The 14,511-nt window shown below is 37.1% G+C and carries 14 protein-coding genes; 5 read left to right on the forward strand and 9 right to left on the reverse strand.

From position 1 onward, the window contains the following. Nucleotides 1-31: 31 nt before the first annotated feature. Together HMPREF0819_RS04280 and HMPREF0819_RS04285 are read right to left on the reverse strand one after the other, a co-directional pair. On the reverse strand, nucleotides 32-853 hold the full coding sequence (locus tag HMPREF0819_RS04280; RefSeq protein ID WP_004232772.1) for a Cof-type HAD-IIB family hydrolase: 822 nt from the start codon (nucleotides 851-853) through the stop codon (nucleotides 32-34). Then, a complete protein-coding gene (locus tag HMPREF0819_RS04285) occupies nucleotides 853-1,650 on the reverse strand; it encodes a Cof-type HAD-IIB family hydrolase (RefSeq protein ID WP_004232774.1) in 798 nt (265 codons plus the stop codon). Before HMPREF0819_RS04285 ends, HMPREF0819_RS04280 begins: the two co-directional genes overlap by 1 nt. A gap of 175 nt (nucleotides 1,651-1,825) precedes the next feature. Here HMPREF0819_RS04285 and HMPREF0819_RS04290 point away from each other — a divergent pair, with 175 nt between their 5' ends. Beyond that, nucleotides 1,826-2,635 carry a DUF6287 domain-containing protein gene (locus HMPREF0819_RS04290; protein WP_004232776.1) on the forward strand — a complete coding sequence of 270 codons (810 nt, stop codon included), beginning with the start codon at nucleotides 1,826-1,828 and terminating at the stop codon, nucleotides 2,633-2,635. 64 nt (nucleotides 2,636-2,699) lie between these two features. Here HMPREF0819_RS04290 and HMPREF0819_RS04295 read toward each other — a convergent pair whose 3' ends face one another. The 6 genes from HMPREF0819_RS04295 to yycF all read right to left on the reverse strand — a co-directional run bounded on the left by HMPREF0819_RS04295 (nucleotide 2,700) and on the right by yycF (nucleotide 10,573). Next, entirely contained in the window at nucleotides 2,700-3,110 is a 411-nt protein-coding gene (locus HMPREF0819_RS04295; RefSeq protein ID WP_004232778.1) for an NUDIX hydrolase, read from the reverse strand. A 15-nt stretch (nucleotides 3,111-3,125) separates the two neighbouring features. After that, on the reverse strand, nucleotides 3,126-6,665 hold the full coding sequence (smc, locus tag HMPREF0819_RS04300; RefSeq protein ID WP_004232785.1) for a chromosome segregation protein SMC: 3,540 nt from the start codon (nucleotides 6,663-6,665) through the stop codon (nucleotides 3,126-3,128). A gap of 146 nt (nucleotides 6,666-6,811) precedes the next feature. Next, nucleotides 6,812-7,498, reverse strand: a complete 687-nt coding sequence (gene rnc / locus HMPREF0819_RS04305) for a ribonuclease III (RefSeq protein ID WP_004232787.1) — start codon at nucleotides 7,496-7,498, stop codon at nucleotides 6,812-6,814. A 209-nt stretch (nucleotides 7,499-7,707) separates the two neighbouring features. Beyond that, nucleotides 7,708-8,517 (reverse strand): MBL fold metallo-hydrolase, encoded by an 810-nt coding sequence (locus HMPREF0819_RS04310; RefSeq protein ID WP_004232789.1) that lies wholly within the window; start codon nucleotides 8,515-8,517, stop codon nucleotides 7,708-7,710. Continuing rightward, complete coding sequence (gene vicK, locus HMPREF0819_RS04315; RefSeq protein WP_004232791.1) at nucleotides 8,518-9,870, reverse strand: cell wall metabolism sensor histidine kinase VicK; 1,353 nt, start codon at nucleotides 9,868-9,870, stop codon at nucleotides 8,518-8,520. It abuts the gene before it with no gap. Next, nucleotides 9,863-10,573, reverse strand: a complete 711-nt coding sequence (yycF, locus tag HMPREF0819_RS04320; RefSeq protein ID WP_004232793.1) for a response regulator YycF — start codon at nucleotides 10,571-10,573, stop codon at nucleotides 9,863-9,865. The genes vicK and yycF overlap by 8 nt, the downstream gene beginning before the upstream one ends. Nucleotides 10,574-10,880: 307 nt before the next feature. On the opposite strand from yycF, the gene HMPREF0819_RS04325 reads away from it, so the two are divergent. Genes HMPREF0819_RS04325 through HMPREF0819_RS04340 form a run of 4 tightly spaced genes read left to right on the forward strand, consistent with a single transcriptional unit; the run spans nucleotide 10,881 to nucleotide 13,845 of the window. Beyond that, nucleotides 10,881-11,645: an amino acid ABC transporter ATP-binding protein gene (locus HMPREF0819_RS04325; RefSeq protein ID WP_004232795.1), complete on the forward strand. Its 765-nt coding sequence runs from the start codon at nucleotides 10,881-10,883 to the stop codon at nucleotides 11,643-11,645. Between the two features lie 10 nt (nucleotides 11,646-11,655). Then, nucleotides 11,656-12,468, forward strand: coding sequence for a transporter substrate-binding domain-containing protein (locus tag HMPREF0819_RS04330; RefSeq protein WP_044023328.1), 813 nt, complete (start codon nucleotides 11,656-11,658; stop codon nucleotides 12,466-12,468). Between the two features lie 15 nt (nucleotides 12,469-12,483). Continuing rightward, nucleotides 12,484-13,188 (forward strand): amino acid ABC transporter permease, encoded by a 705-nt coding sequence (locus HMPREF0819_RS04335; protein WP_004232799.1) that lies wholly within the window; start codon nucleotides 12,484-12,486, stop codon nucleotides 13,186-13,188. Between the two features lie 9 nt (nucleotides 13,189-13,197). Further along, nucleotides 13,198-13,845, forward strand: a complete 648-nt coding sequence (locus tag HMPREF0819_RS04340) for an amino acid ABC transporter permease (RefSeq protein WP_004232801.1) — start codon at nucleotides 13,198-13,200, stop codon at nucleotides 13,843-13,845. 31 nt (nucleotides 13,846-13,876) lie between these two features. Here the strand turns inward: HMPREF0819_RS04340 and HMPREF0819_RS04345 are convergent, their stop codons facing one another. Beyond that, a complete protein-coding gene (locus tag HMPREF0819_RS04345; protein WP_004232803.1) occupies nucleotides 13,877-14,485 on the reverse strand; it encodes a TVP38/TMEM64 family protein in 609 nt (202 codons plus the stop codon). Between the last annotated feature and the right edge of the window lie 26 nt (nucleotides 14,486-14,511).

A 14,511-nucleotide genomic window follows, 5' to 3' on the forward strand; every position in this document is an offset into this window, starting at 1 on the left:
CCAAGAGAACGCTAAGTGTCTCTTATCCTTTCTACTTCGCTTGTAAAATGTATTTTTCAACAGCTTCTGCGACACCTGACTCTTCGTTTGTACGACTAGTCACAACGTCTGCTGTCTCTTTTGCAATTGCAACGCCATTTGCCATAGCAACGCCTAAACCTGCCCATTTCAACATAGAAAGGTCATTTTCTTCATCACCCACAGCCATGACATTTTTTGATGATAAGCCCAAGTACTCCACCAACTGATTTAAACCAGCAGCTTTATGAACACCTTTAGGCATCATTTCTACTATAATATCACGTGATTTAAAAATTTCAAAATGTTGGTGTAACTCTTTTGGCAATTTTAGCAATTGTTGATCCAAAAATTCTGGATTTGTCACGCTGACGACTTTATTATAAATGACATTCTCAGGAATTTCAGCAAAGCTATTTACCGTAACAAAATCAAGAGTTGGATTTGCTTCTGGGTAGTGCGAAACATTGCCACGGCAAGCAAGGCTGTATACGATACCGTCGCTAAGCACATCAAATGGAAGAGCAAGCGGCTCTAGATGGCTGTACAAAAGTTTTAACTGTGAACGAGTCAATTCACTCTTGTCCAAAATTTCCCCATTTGTCTTTTGAACCAAACCACCGTTAAAAGTGATAATGTAGTCCTCATCAGAAATCAAATCTAACTCTTCAAGTAAGCCACTAATAGCTTTTAGTGGACGTCCTGTTGTGATAACAACCTTGACACCTTTGTTACGTGCAGCTCTAAGCGCAAGCTTATTTTCACGTGTAACAATTTTTTTACTGTTAAAGAGCGTCCCATCCAAATCCAAGGCAAGTAATTTGATATCTGCCATTAATCAACTAATCCTTCCATGTAAGCCATAACTGATTCGTCATCGCAGTGCCCAATGATTTCACTTGAAATTTCCTTGATTTCTTCTCGAGCATTTTCTGTTGCTACAGCTGTTCCAGCAAATTCAAGCATCTCAAAGTCGTTAAGATTGTCACCAAAAGCCACAACTTCAGAAGCAGACAAACCATAAGAGTCGCAAAGTGCCTCAAGACCTGTTCGTTTGTTGACATCAGAAAGAATAATATCGATTGATTTGAAACCAGTCGTTACTGCTTTGACATAATCAATGCGTTCGTTAAACCAAGCTTCACCTTTTCGCACAGTATCTTCAGAAAAGTTAGCCGTAACTTTCAAAATATTATCAGTAACATTTGCCAAATTATCGACACGTTGCACATTTTCATAATAATGACTGATAAAATCTAGGTATTCATCACTAGCTTTCGGGTGCAAATAAGCACCATTTTCACCTGATAAAAGGAAATCATACCCATCCATATATGGACTTTCAATTAAAGTATCGGTAATTTCCAAAAATTGTGGTTTTGACAAACCTGACTCAAAAACAACTTTATCTCCGACTTTAACGAGTGTTCCATTTTCAGCAATAAATGCCATTTTATCGGCATGATGCTGAAACATTTTTTCCAAAGCTAGCATTGAACGACCGCTAGCTGCTACAAAAAGCATATTATTTTCTTTAAATTTTTCAAGGACATTATGGAGACGACCACCGTCAAAATAACCTTTACTTGTTAAAAAGGTTCCATCCATATCTGTTGCAACAAGTTTTACCATTTCTCTCTCCCTTAAATTACATAATTCTATTCTAACAAAAAACACTGTAATTTTCCTGCTAATAATCCATTCTTTTCTCCTTCAAAAAAGTTTTTCAATTTTTTTGAAAAAAATCCAAGTTTTTAAAAAGTTTTTCGAATATATTATTGAGAAGTAAATTTTGAAGAGGTATATCATGAAAAAACGCAAACACTATTTTTGGATTTCTGGCTTACTGGTAGTAAGTTTCTGCGTGGGAGCTTTGGCTGTCAATCAACTCTCAAAGCACCAAGCAACAACTACTCACATCACTCAAAGCAGTCATTCCAAACCAAAATCTCGTAAAAGAACTTCAGCAGCAACTCATAAAAAAGAAGACAAAAAACGCCTTGATTTATTCGAACTTCCAAATGAGAAAAAGATTACCGAAACTCTGGTAAAGAGTGGAAAAGAAATTGTCGATTCTCGAAAAGTTAGTAACGAAACCAGTCGTTTTGATTTTGCTGCACTAGCTCAGGGTGATTTTTCAAGTCTTGCTGGAACTTGGCAGGACGCCAATGGTTTCACTTTTGAATTCTCACCGCAAGGTTTGGTGTCACAAGACGGAAAATTAACTCTTTCAGCACTTGCCTACGATGATAATGGCGAAGCTGTTTCTCAGGTTTCATCCCTAACTGGAGGGTTTATCCTGTACTACTATCCTGCAGGCAAGCAAATTCCTAACTGGCATTTTAACATTACTGATTCTAACCCATCTGATTACGGGCGTGACAGCTTATTTGCTGCGCAGCTCAGCCGACTCGACTACGAGTCAACACAGCAATTCGTAAATGGCGTCTTTTACAAGATTTCAGACCAGTACAGTCAGAACACAAAAAACGAATCTGATACAGCAGAACTCTCAGATAATCAAGAAGAAAGTGCTGATACACTCACAACCGCTTTATCAGACAATCAAACTGACGAAACAATAGAATCACAAACAAAAACTGCGATAACCAACTAAACCATTTGAATATAACTAACCTCCCAACTAGAATTAGTTGGGAGGTTGTCTAATATCACAAAAACTATTTACTTTCCAATATTTCTGCCAAATAAGGAACAATTTTTTCTCCATCCAAATCATTCAAATCACTTATCCAACGATAGTCAGTATGTTCTTCGGGATTCAATGTAACAATTATTTCCTTATTCTTAGGAAGATGAGCATCATAAACTAATCTAGTGTATACAATACCATTATCTAAATTACTATCTTCATGAATAATATCATCTATTTTGATCTGAAGTCCTACTTCTTCAAGACACTCTCTGACAGCAGCAGCTTTCGGCAATTCCTCACTCTCAACACTTCCACCAGGAATATCCCAATAAAACGGATAAACATTATTTCTACCATAGCTTGTGGCAACACGTTTTATCACTAAATATTTTTCGTGATACTTTATTAAACTATGTGCAATTAGTTTATTTACCATTTTTTCCCTTTAATGTCATTCTACAAGATTTTCAGCATCTTTCAGCTTAACGGATACGATACGTGAAATTCCTGATTCTTGCATGGTTACCCCGTAAATACTGTCAGCAGCAGCCATTGTTCCCTTACGGTGAGTGACTACGATGAACTGACTTGATTTATCAAAGCGGTTGAGGTAATCACCAAAGCGTTTGACATTTGCTTCATCAAGCGCCGCTTCAACCTCATCAAGAATGACAAACGGAATAGTTTTCACGCGAATAATGGCAAAGAGCAGAGCAAGAGCAGAAAGTGCTTTTTCCCCACCTGACATCAGGTTAAGGGATTGAATCTTCTTACCTGGTGGCTGAACAGAAATTTCAATTCCCGCTGTTAATAAGTCACCTTCTGTTAGTGAAAGGTCTGCAGAACCGCCACCGAACATTTGTTTAAAGGTTTCTTTGAATGATTCACGAATAGCATTGAATGTCACTTGGAAACGAGATTTTACTTCGTCATCCATCTCGTTAATAGTGTCAAGTAGAAGATTCTTAGAGTGAACCAAATCTTCTTTTTGACCATTCAAGAATTCCAAACGTTCATTGACTTCATCGTATTGTGAAATAGCATCTAAGTTAATTGGGCCAAGTGCTTTAATACGACGGCGCAATTCTTGCAAGCGTTCACGAGCAGCCTCCATATTTTCAATAGTTTGGCTTGCTTCTTTTGCTTCTTCTAAAGTCATATGATAGTCTTCAGTCAAATCAGTTGAAAAGCCACGCAAACGTTCCGAAACTTGACTCACTTGTGCCTCAATTTGGGCTTGTTTGCGAATCAATTCTTCATTTTTCTGATTTTCTTTAGCAACTTGTTCTTCAAGCTCCTCAAGATTAGCTTCACAATCATCTAATTCAAATCGAAGACTAACTAAGCGCTCTTTTTCACTAGCTTTTCTTTCAATTGCTTCATCATGTTGTTTTTGTAAAGCTGGTAGATTTTCGACTTGATTATCACTAGCATGAAAGGCAAGTAACTCTTCACATTTTGCTATTTCAGATTTGTTTTCTGCCAAGCTGATTTCAAGACGTGTCTTGTTAGCTGATTCAAACTTACGTTCACTCAAGAGCTCACGTTCTTGCAATTTGGCTTGTGACAATTGTTGACGAAGATTATCAACTTTTTGCGTAATTGAGTTTTTGTTAGCTTTGATTTGCTCAATTTCACTAGTCAATTCTTGCTTACGTTCTGCAATTGTTGTTAATTCAGCTTCAAAATGAGCTTTTTGAGCTTCCAAATCATTTGAACTGTGCTCTGTTCCGTTTTCCTCAAGTTGTTTGCAAAGCTGATTAACATCATTTAAACGCTCAGCCAATTGTTGATATTCAAGTTCAGCTTTTTGTTCAGCAAAGCGAGCTTCTTCACCTTGAGCTTTCAAAGTAGCTAATTGTTCTTTATTAGCTTGCAAAGTTTCTTGAAGTGATTGAACATGTTTTTCCTGCTTGATTTGGCTTGCTTGAAGCTCATTCAACTCAGCAATTAGATTTTCAAGTTCTGGCTTGATAAACGTTGTGTTATTTTGACGATTAGCACCACCAGAGAATGAACCACCTGGACGAATTTCAGTTCCATCCAAAGTCACCAAACGCACTTGATAATGCAGCGCACGCGCAGCTTTATTGGCATTATCGACGGTATCAAAGACAGCTGTCACTCCAAGAAGGTTTTGGAAGATATTTTCCAGACGTTTATCATAGGAAACCAAACCGCTCGCCACACCAAGGAATCCTTGACTTGACGTCAAAATAGAATGGTTCTGCTGTGATAAGTGACGTGCTTTAATCGTTGTCAATGGTAAGAATGTCGCACGACCTTGACGATTTTGTTTCAAGAATGCGATTGAACGTTTTGCGGCGTTTTCATCTTCAACAATCACATGCTGACTTGAGCCGCCAAGTGTAATTTCAAGCGCCGTTTGGTACTTACGTTCAAAGCTCAAATGCTCACTCACCGCACCAATAATCCCACCAAGTTGACTAGAGGCTTGCAAAACTGATTTGACACCAGCATAGAAATTGCTGTGATTTTTGAGAATTGACTCAAGACTTGACTTACGAGCTTCTTTTGATTTGATGACATCAAGTTGATCAAACATTTTAGTTTGCTCAGCTTGATAATTTTTTTCAATTTGACTAATCTTGGCAAATAATTCTTGGTAAGCATCAAGTAATTCTTTAACCTTACCACGTGTAGCTTCAAAAGTATCTAAAGCTTGTTTAGCATTTTCTTTCAATTCAGCTAAATTTGCCTTTGTCTGTGCCAATTCTTCAGATTTTGATTCTGATAATTGTTTTTGATTATCGATATCAGCAATCGTCATGGTCAAACGGTTAGACAAATCTGCTTCTTTTTGCATCAAGCCAACAAATTCTTCACGTAATTTTTCAATGATTTGATCTGGATCTGTTGAAAAACGGTCCAATTCAGCTTGTAATTTTTGAATAGTAGCTGTTGTTTGAGTCAACTGGCTATCTAATTGCTCAAGCTGATTTTCTTTTTGTGCCAACTCTTCCCGTAAGCTTGCTTTGCTCTCTTTCAATTCAGCCAATTTTGTGCTAGCTGCTTGTTTTTTCTCTTCTTTTTGACTTGATTCCAAAGCAAGCAAATCCATTTGGCGTTCAAAATCAGAAATAGCTTTGGTAATATCAACCAAACCTGCTTGTTTTTTCGCCATCTCTTCAGATAATTGATGACGTTTTTCTTTTAAAGCTTGATTTTCTTTTTCAAACTTCTGACGTTGTTCATAGTAAGCAGATAGATTTGACTTAATTTCTGACAAATCTTCCTTTAGCTCACTCAAGCGTTCCATATCAGCTTGAATGTCTTCAACTAAAATATTTAAGTGAAGCTGTTTACGCTCGTCTTCTAAGCCAATAAATTCTTTAGCAACTTGTGCTTGACGTTCCAATGGCTTAACTTGCGCTTCTAACTCATAAATAATGTCATCCAAACGGTCCAAGTTGTCTTGAGTTTGATTTAGCTTAGTTTGCGTTTCTTTTTTACGAGTTTTGTATTTTAAAACACCGGCTGCTTCTTCAAACACCGCACGACGGTCTTCGGGTTTACTATTAAAGATTTCTTCAACACGCCCTTGGGAAATAACTGAGAATGAATCACGCCCCAAACCAGTATCCAAAAACAAATCATGAATATCACGTAAACGAACTTTACGTCCATCAATCAAATATTCACTGTCACCATTTCGGTAAATGTGGCGCTCAACACGGATTGTTTCTTTGGCATCTTTAATGAAACCATCCGAATTATCCAAGTTAACAACAACTTGTGCGTAGTTAAGTGGCTTACGATTTTCAGAACCCGCAAAAATAACGTCTGGCATTTTGCCACCACGCAGATTTTTTGCAGAAGACTCACCAAGTGCCCAACGGAGACTTTCAGTAATATTTGATTTACCAGAACCGTTAGGACCTACAACAGCTGTCACTCCCTTATCAAATTCAATTGTTGTCTTATCGGCAAAGGACTTAAAGCCCTGCATTTCAATTTCTTTTAAATACATAAAATAAGAGATAAAAAGACAAACAGCCTTCCTGAACTAGCAATCAAGAAATCACTATAATTTCTTAGTTGCCCTCTAGGCTACGCCAAATACGTATCAACCTAGGACAGGTTGGACATTTGCCTTACTAATTCCTTTCAAACGTCTTATTGAAGTAACGCTAAAGCATTTTTAGCAGCATCTTGCTCAGCCAATTTTTTAGATTTTCCGATTCCTTGACTTTTGGCTTCATCGTTGACATACACAGTCACTTCAAAAACCTTAGCGTGTGCAGGTCCAGATTCATTTGAAACACGGTAGTCAATCGTAACATCCCCATGACCTTGTAGTAACTCTTGAAGTGTTGTTTTATAATCTTTAACACGTTCAAAGTTACCTTTTTCAACTTGCGGAATCATAACTTGATTCAAGAATTTATTGACAGCTTCAACGCCTTGGTCCATCAAAAGTGCTCCAAGAAAGGCTTCAAACAAATCTCCTAAAATTGTGTCACGGTTACGTCCGCCAGATTTTTCTTCACCATTACCAAGTTTGATAAAATCATCAAAACCACAGTAACGTGAAAAACCAGCTAATGATTCTTCACGAACGATAACTGAGCGCATCTTAGAAAGGTCACCTTCTGGTTTCTTAGGATACTTTTTAAACAAGTATTGTGAAATCAAAAGTTGAAGAACCGCGTCTCCTAAAAATTCCAAGCGTTCATTGTGTGAAATGTTTAGGAGGCGATGTTCATTAGCATAAGATGTGTGAGTAAAAGCAGTGTCGAGCAAAGTAGTGTCTTTAAATGTGATACCAAAATCTCGCTGAAGTTTTGTATCTAAAGCTTGCATGATAAATCTCCCTTCAAAAAGTGGTCTATTAATTTATAATCAAAGTATTTCTTGAGATGACTCAAGATAATTTTCTACTATAGACTATATCATTATACCAAAAAATCTGTTAAAAGTGGGACTCAGCCATAAAATCACTTGAATTCTTTCTATTAAAGGTCACTTTTTAACATAAAAAACAAGCTTCGAAATATCGAAACTTGTTTTTTTTAGATTTCAGTTAATGGCGTTGCTTCATCCGGTGACGTATCAAAAACAGTCATATCATGTCCAACCGCAAAATCAGCTTGCATCAAATTATTTTCCATAGTCATGTGAGCTAGTTCTTTGATATTATTTTCCTTACTCAAGTGACCAAGATAGATTTTTTTCGTACGATTACCAATGGTGCGAATCATCGTATCTGCACCATCCTCATTTGATAAATGTCCTCTATCAGATAAGATACGTTGTTTTAAGCTCCATGGATAAGAACCTGCACGCAGAATCTCAACATCGTGATTTGACTCAATCAAATAGCCATCTGCATTTTCAATGACGCCAGCCATTCTATCACTAACATAGCCCGTATCAGTCAAAACAACAAATGATTTGTTATCTTTCATCAAACGGTAAAATTGTGGGTCAACCGCATCGTGGCTAACTCCGAAACTTTCAATATCAATATCACCGAAAGTCAATACTTTACCACGCTCAAAAACATGTTTCTGAGCGGTATCAAGTTTTCCAATCATATTGCGCTCATCAATCATTTGCCAAGTTTTTTCATTGGCATAAACATCAAGATTGTAACGACGAGCAAGCACTCCAACACCCTTAATATGGTCGGAATGTTCGTGTGTAATTAAAATAGCATCCAAATCTTCTGGTTTTCGATCAATATCAGCAAGAAGACTGGTAATTTTCTTACCAGTCAACCCTGCATCAATCAAAAGACGTTTTTGTGATGTTTCCACATAAAATGAGTTACCAGTAGAACCGGAAGCTAAGACACTATATTTAAAAGCATTCTCAGACATCTAGTCCTCGTCATCCTCCCATTCGTCATAAATATCAGAATCCTTCTCATACGGAAGAACAATTGTAAAGGTTGAGCCTTTTCCATAAGTACTTTGAGCCCAAATAAATCCTTTGTGTTGTTTAACAATTTCTTTTGCAATCGCAAGACCAAGTCCTGAACCACCTTGAGCACGACTTCTAGCCTTGTCAACACGATAGAATCGGTCAAAGATTAGCGGCAAATCTTTCTTAGGAATACCAAGACCTTCATCAGAAATTGAAATAATCAACTGTGTCTCAGTCGTCTTCATGCTGACAGTGATTTTACCACCATCTGGCGAATACTTAATTGCATTATTAAGGATGTTATCCAGAACTTGCGTCATTTTATCTGGGTCAATTTCTAACCAGATAGACTTGATCGGATAATCTCTGACAATCTCATACTGCTTACCAGCGACTGTATGTTGACTCTTAATTTGGTCAAAACGGTTCAAAATTGATGTCATAAATGCTGTAAAGTTAGTCATTTCAACTTCAAGCTGAACAGTCTGATTATCAATTCGAGACAAATTGAGCAAATCAGAAATCATTCGAATCATACGGTTTGTTTCATCAAGAGAAATTTTAATAAAACTTGGTGCAATATCTTCTTTAAGTGCACCTTCATCCAAAGCTTCCAAATACGATTTCACAGATGTCAACGGTGTACGCAATTCGTGACTAATATTTGATACGAATAAACGACGTTCACGGTCTTCTTTTTCTTGTTCCATTGTATCATGTAAAACAGCAATCAAGCCTGAGATAAAGCCACTATCACGACGATTCAGCGCAAAACGAATTCGCAAAGTGATAAATTCACCTGTCTCATCGCGACGATTTAGAACAATATCAGGTGTCTTAGAAACCAAATCATGGTAGGTATAATCGCTATCGTCCCCAAGAATATCAACAATATTCATTCCAAGAGCTTCTTCGCGTTCAAGATTAAGTTGCTGCTGAGCTGTCTGGTTAATCATAGTGATATTTCCAGAACGGTCAGTAGCTAAGACACCGTCAGTCATATAAGACAAAATACTAGCCAAACGATTTTTTTCCTGCGCAAGATTTTCCTGAGCCAAGCGAAAAACCGTAGACAAGTCATTTAACCGACCAGCAAGTTCAGCCAAATCTCTATCTTTTTCAATAATGATGTCTTCAGTGTATTTACCAGTGATAAGCTCACGAACCTTACCACTCAAACGACGAATATTAACTGAAGTTCGATAATCTCTTATCGCTAAATGAATAAAATAAACAGCGACAAAAGCGAGCAAAAACAAGATTGCCTGCTCAAACAGATACTGATTCTGTGATATTATATTATTCATAAGACTTCATGTAATATCCAACACCACGACGTGTCAAAATATATTCTGGACGACTTGGTGTGTCTTCGATTTTTTCACGCAAACGACGGATTGTTACGTCAACTGTACGGACATCACCAAAATAGTCATAACCCCAGACAGTTTCCAAAAGGTATTCACGTGTCATTACTTGTCCCATGTGAGTTGCCAAATGATGCAACAATTCAAACTCACGGTGTGTTAATTCAATGTCTTCACCACGTTTTTGTGCCACAAATGCATCAGGCAAGATTTTCAAGTCACCGATTGTGATTTCTGAGTTTGAAGAAGACGCATTTTCTTCAGCAACTGCAGATTCGATATTTTCAGTGCGGCGAAGGTGTGCTTTGACACGAGCCAACAATTCGCGGTTTGAAAATGGTTTTGTCACGTAGTCGTCAGCACCAATTTCAAGACCGATAACTTTATCAAATTCACTATCTTTTGCTGATAGCATAATAATAGGAATATGACTCGTTTTACGAACTTCTTTTGCGACTTCAAGTCCGTCCAATCCTGGCAACATCAAATCCAAAATAATCAAATCAGGATTTTCTTCTTCAAATTTTTCAATAGCTTCACGACCATCAAAAGCCGTAACTGTTTCGTAACCTTCTTTAGTTAAATTAAATTTAATAATATCTGAAATTGGTTTTTCATCATCAACAATAAGAATTTTTTTCATATGTCACCTCTTCAATTTATCAATAGAATAAAAAATTCTCAACCAACAATTCTATGTTATGTTATTTACAAAAATAACCACTGCCCTTTATTATATCAAAATTCAATACTAATTGGAAACTTTGGCAACTTTTGAAACAATACAGTAATATTTTCAGGAAATATTAGCTCTTAGCTTTCTTGTAGTTATTTAAATTTTCTGAAACATTTGACAGTTAACATGATTATGTGGTAATATAAGTAAACACAAATACTTATATGTTAGAAAATCTAACATAGAAAATCTTATCTTTGAAAAGGAGACAAGTGTGGCACTTATTGAATTTAAAAATGTTGAAAAATACTACGGCGACTATCATGCGCTAAGAAATATTAATCTAGAGATTGAAAAAGGACAGGTAGTTGTTCTCCTTGGCCCTTCTGGATCTGGTAAATCAACACTTATCCGAACTATGAACGCTCTCGAATCTATCGAAACAGGTAGTTTGAAAGTCAATGGACATGAACTCGATAACGCTTCTGCCAAAGACTTGGTTCAACTTCGTAAAGAAGTTGGCATGGTTTTCCAACACTTTAACCTTTACCCACATAAAACCGTATTAGAAAATGTAACTTTAGCACCAATCAAAGTTCTCGGTAAATCTAAAGAGGAAGCCGAGGCAATTGCTGAGAAATACCTAACTTACGTTAATATGTGGGACCGCAAAGACTCTTATCCAGGCATGTTATCTGGTGGTCAAAAGCAACGTGTTGCTATCGCTCGTGGTTTGGCTATGCAGCCAGAACTTCTCCTATTTGACGAACCAACTTCTGCACTTGACCCAGAAACAATCGGTGATGTTCTTGCTATCATGCAAAATCTTGCCAAAGAAGGAATGAACATGGTTGTCGTTACACACGAAATGGGATTTGCTCGTGAGGTTGCTGACCGTATTATCTTTATGGCAGAAGGTCAAATCCTTATTGATACAACAGATGTTCAAGGTTTCTTTGATAATCCTACAGAGCCACGTGCTAAACAATTCTTGAGCAAAGTCATTAATCACACCAGTGATAATGTCTCTCAACAATAAGGAGGCTCTTATGAAGAAAAAAATTTGTTTAGCCGTTCTAGCTAGTCTCTCATTGCTCTTTATGAGCTTTTTCACTGCTTCAAAAACTTTTGCAGATACAACATCTGAGCAGATTAAAAAAATCCAAGATGCTGGCGTTCTTAAAGTCGGTGTCAAACAAGACGTCCCAAACTTCGGCTATTATTCAGCTGAGAGCGGCAAATATGAAGGAATGGAAATTGATTTAGCGAAAAAAATCGCTAAGACACTTGGTGTTAAAGTTGCTTACACAGCTGTTACAACTCAAACTCGTGAAGCCCTTCTTGATAATGGACAAATCGATCTTTTGATTGCCACTTATACAATTACTGATGAGCGTAAAGCTTCCTATGCTATTTCAAATCCTTACTATTATGACGAGATTGGCTTTTTAGTTAATACAGGTAAAGGTTTAAAAACAATCTCTGACCTCGATGGTAAAACTATCGGAGTAGCTCAAGGTTCAACAACTAAACTGACAATTGAAGAATACGGAAAAGCACATAACTTAAAATTCAAATTTGTTCAACTTGGTTCTTTCCCAGAACTCGCTATTTCACTTCACGCGAAACGTATCGATGCTTTCTCAGTTGATAAATCAATCTTAACAGGTTATGTCAGCAAGAAAACAACAATCATTAATGAAGGTTTCAACACTCAAGAGTACGGAATTGCAGCTAAAAAATCAAATCAAGAAGTTATTGATTACGTTAATAGCTTGCTAGATGATTGGAAAGCTGATGGTAGTCTACAAAAACTCTACGATAAATATAATTTAAAACCTGCAAAAGCAGAGAATAATTAAGAGAGGAGAATTGACATGTTTTTATTAACCGCAGCTGCGAGTCCATTTGCCCTCTCACGTTGGGCAGATTTCTTTGCTAACTTTGGTGAATTCGCAAAAGGCTTCCTCTATACACTGGGAATGTCATTTTGTGCCTTAATCTTAGCTTTTATTCTTGGTGTCATTTTCGGTGCCATGTCATCATCTAAAAATAAAATTCTAAGAGCTATCGCTCGTGTCTATGTTGAAGTTTTTCAAAACACACCACTTTTGGTGCAGTTCGTCTTTGTCTACTACGGGCTTGCCATTATGACAAACGGTGCAATCATGATTTCAACATTCTTTACTGCAGTTCTCTGTGTTGGAATTTATCACGGTGCTTACATTGCCGAAGTTATTCGTTCAGGGATTGAAGCTGTGCCAAAAGGACAAACAGAAGCCGCTCTTTCACAAGGATTTACTTACAGCCAAACGATGAGCTTGATTATTTTGCCACAAGCGGTGCGTACAATCTTGCCACCACTTACTAACCAAGTGGTTAACTTAATCAAAAATACATCTACTGTAGCTATCATCTCAGGAGCAGATATCATGTTCACAGCCAAAGCTTGGGCTTATGAAACAACAAACTATGTGCCTGCTTTCGCTGGTGCAGCACTTCTTTACTTCATCATGTGCTTCCCTCTTGCAACATGGGCACGCCACAAAGAAGAAGAAAATAAAAAATCATATTCACTCTAGGAGGATAAAATGTCAGTACTAACACCTACAAACATTAGCTTCATCCTCCAAGGATTGTGGCTAACACTTTATATTTCATTTATTTCAATTGTACTATCAACAATCATCGGAACTATTCTTGCTGTCATGCGAAACGGTAAAAATCCTGTTCTTCGTTTGATTTCAAGTATTTATATCGAATTTGTCCGCAATGTACCAAACTTGCTTTGGATTTTCATTATCTTTCTTGTCTTTCAAATGAAATCAACACCAGCTGGAATTACAGCATTTACTGTATTTACTTCTGCTGCTCTTGCCGAAATTATTCGTGGTGGTTTAAATGGTGTTGACCATGGTCAGACAGAAGCTGGGCTCTCACAAGGGATGACACATTTTCAAATCTTTATCTACATTGTCTTTCCTCAAGCATTTCGTAAAATGTTGCCAGCTATCATCTCACAATTCGTGACGGTGATTAAAGATACGTCTCTTCTTTACTCTGTTATCGCGATTCAAGAATTATTCGGAAAAAGTCAAATTTTGATGGGACGCTACTTCGAAGCCAGTCAAGTTTTTACACTATACGCAGTGATTGCAGCTATTTACTTCGTGATTAACTTTACTATTTCAATGATTTCTCGTCGTCTTGCAAAGAAATGGGAAAAAGCTGCAGAATAACAAAAAAAGTCCAGCTATGAGCTGGACTTTTTTATTTGAATAATGTTAGTAAAAAGCTAAGTCCTTGATAACCAATAACTGTATAAAGGTAAAGTGTCAACGGTTTTGTAATCAAGAAAATTGTGATAAATTTTTTCCAAGTCATTTTTGACAGACCTGAAACCATACATAGAAAGTCATCTGGAAATCCTGGCAAAGCAAAAGCTGCTCCAAGTAATTTTGCAAAAAATTTACCATCGTTCTTATCAAGATACCCAATGTATTTATCGTAAGTTTCTTGTGAGACGAAAGCTTTAGCAAAACTTTCTCCGTAGCGTCTTGCAAGACCAAATGCTAAGAGAGACCCAATAAAAATTCCTGTGAAGTTATAAACAAATCCCCAAATTGGACCAAAGGCAAGGTAGCCAATCACACTTGTCATACCACCAGGCACAATCGGATAGATGACTTGAATCATCTGCAAAGCCATAAAAATTAGTGGAGCAAAGAGACCTAGATTACCTAGATAACTTTGAAATAAGCCGTCAACTTGAAAATAAGTTGGGTGTTGTTTAAAGAAAATAAACAAGCCAACAGAGATGGCAAAGCCAATACCAGTCAAAATTTGAATGTACTTTCTTTGTGTTCCTGCTACAGTCATAGCTATCCCTCCCCTAATAAATTTTT

This window comes from Streptococcus equinus ATCC 9812, from assembly GCF_000187265.1.
In the GTDB taxonomy this organism is placed as follows: Bacteria; Bacillota; Bacilli; order Lactobacillales; family Streptococcaceae; genus Streptococcus; species Streptococcus equinus.

Coding starts and splice junctions, on each gene's coding strand:
- smc (WP_004232785.1), bottom strand. CDS start 6,665: ATGTATTTAAAAGAAATTGAAATGCAGGGCTTTAAGTCCTTTGCCGAT.
- HMPREF0819_RS04330 (WP_044023328.1), top strand. CDS start 11,656: ATGAAGAAAAAAATTTGTTTAGCCGTTCTAGCTAGTCTCTCATTGCTC.
- vicK (WP_004232791.1), bottom strand. CDS start 9,870: ATGAATAATATAATATCACAGAATCAGTATCTGTTTGAGCAGGCAATC.
- HMPREF0819_RS04340 (WP_004232801.1), top strand. CDS start 13,198: ATGTCAGTACTAACACCTACAAACATTAGCTTCATCCTCCAAGGATTG.
- HMPREF0819_RS04295 (WP_004232778.1), bottom strand. CDS start 3,110: ATGGTAAATAAACTAATTGCACATAGTTTAATAAAGTATCACGAAAAA.
- HMPREF0819_RS04290 (WP_004232776.1), top strand. CDS start 1,826: ATGAAAAAACGCAAACACTATTTTTGGATTTCTGGCTTACTGGTAGTA.
- yycF (WP_004232793.1), bottom strand. CDS start 10,573: ATGAAAAAAATTCTTATTGTTGATGATGAAAAACCAATTTCAGATATT.
- HMPREF0819_RS04345 (WP_004232803.1), bottom strand. CDS start 14,485: ATGACTGTAGCAGGAACACAAAGAAAGTACATTCAAATTTTGACTGGT.
- HMPREF0819_RS04310 (WP_004232789.1), bottom strand. CDS start 8,517: ATGTCTGAGAATGCTTTTAAATATAGTGTCTTAGCTTCCGGTTCTACT.
- HMPREF0819_RS04280 (WP_004232772.1), bottom strand. CDS start 853: ATGGCAGATATCAAATTACTTGCCTTGGATTTGGATGGGACGCTCTTT.
- rnc (WP_004232787.1), bottom strand. CDS start 7,498: ATGCAAGCTTTAGATACAAAACTTCAGCGAGATTTTGGTATCACATTT.
- HMPREF0819_RS04285 (WP_004232774.1), bottom strand. CDS start 1,650: ATGGTAAAACTTGTTGCAACAGATATGGATGGAACCTTTTTAACAAGT.
- HMPREF0819_RS04335 (WP_004232799.1), top strand. CDS start 12,484: ATGTTTTTATTAACCGCAGCTGCGAGTCCATTTGCCCTCTCACGTTGG.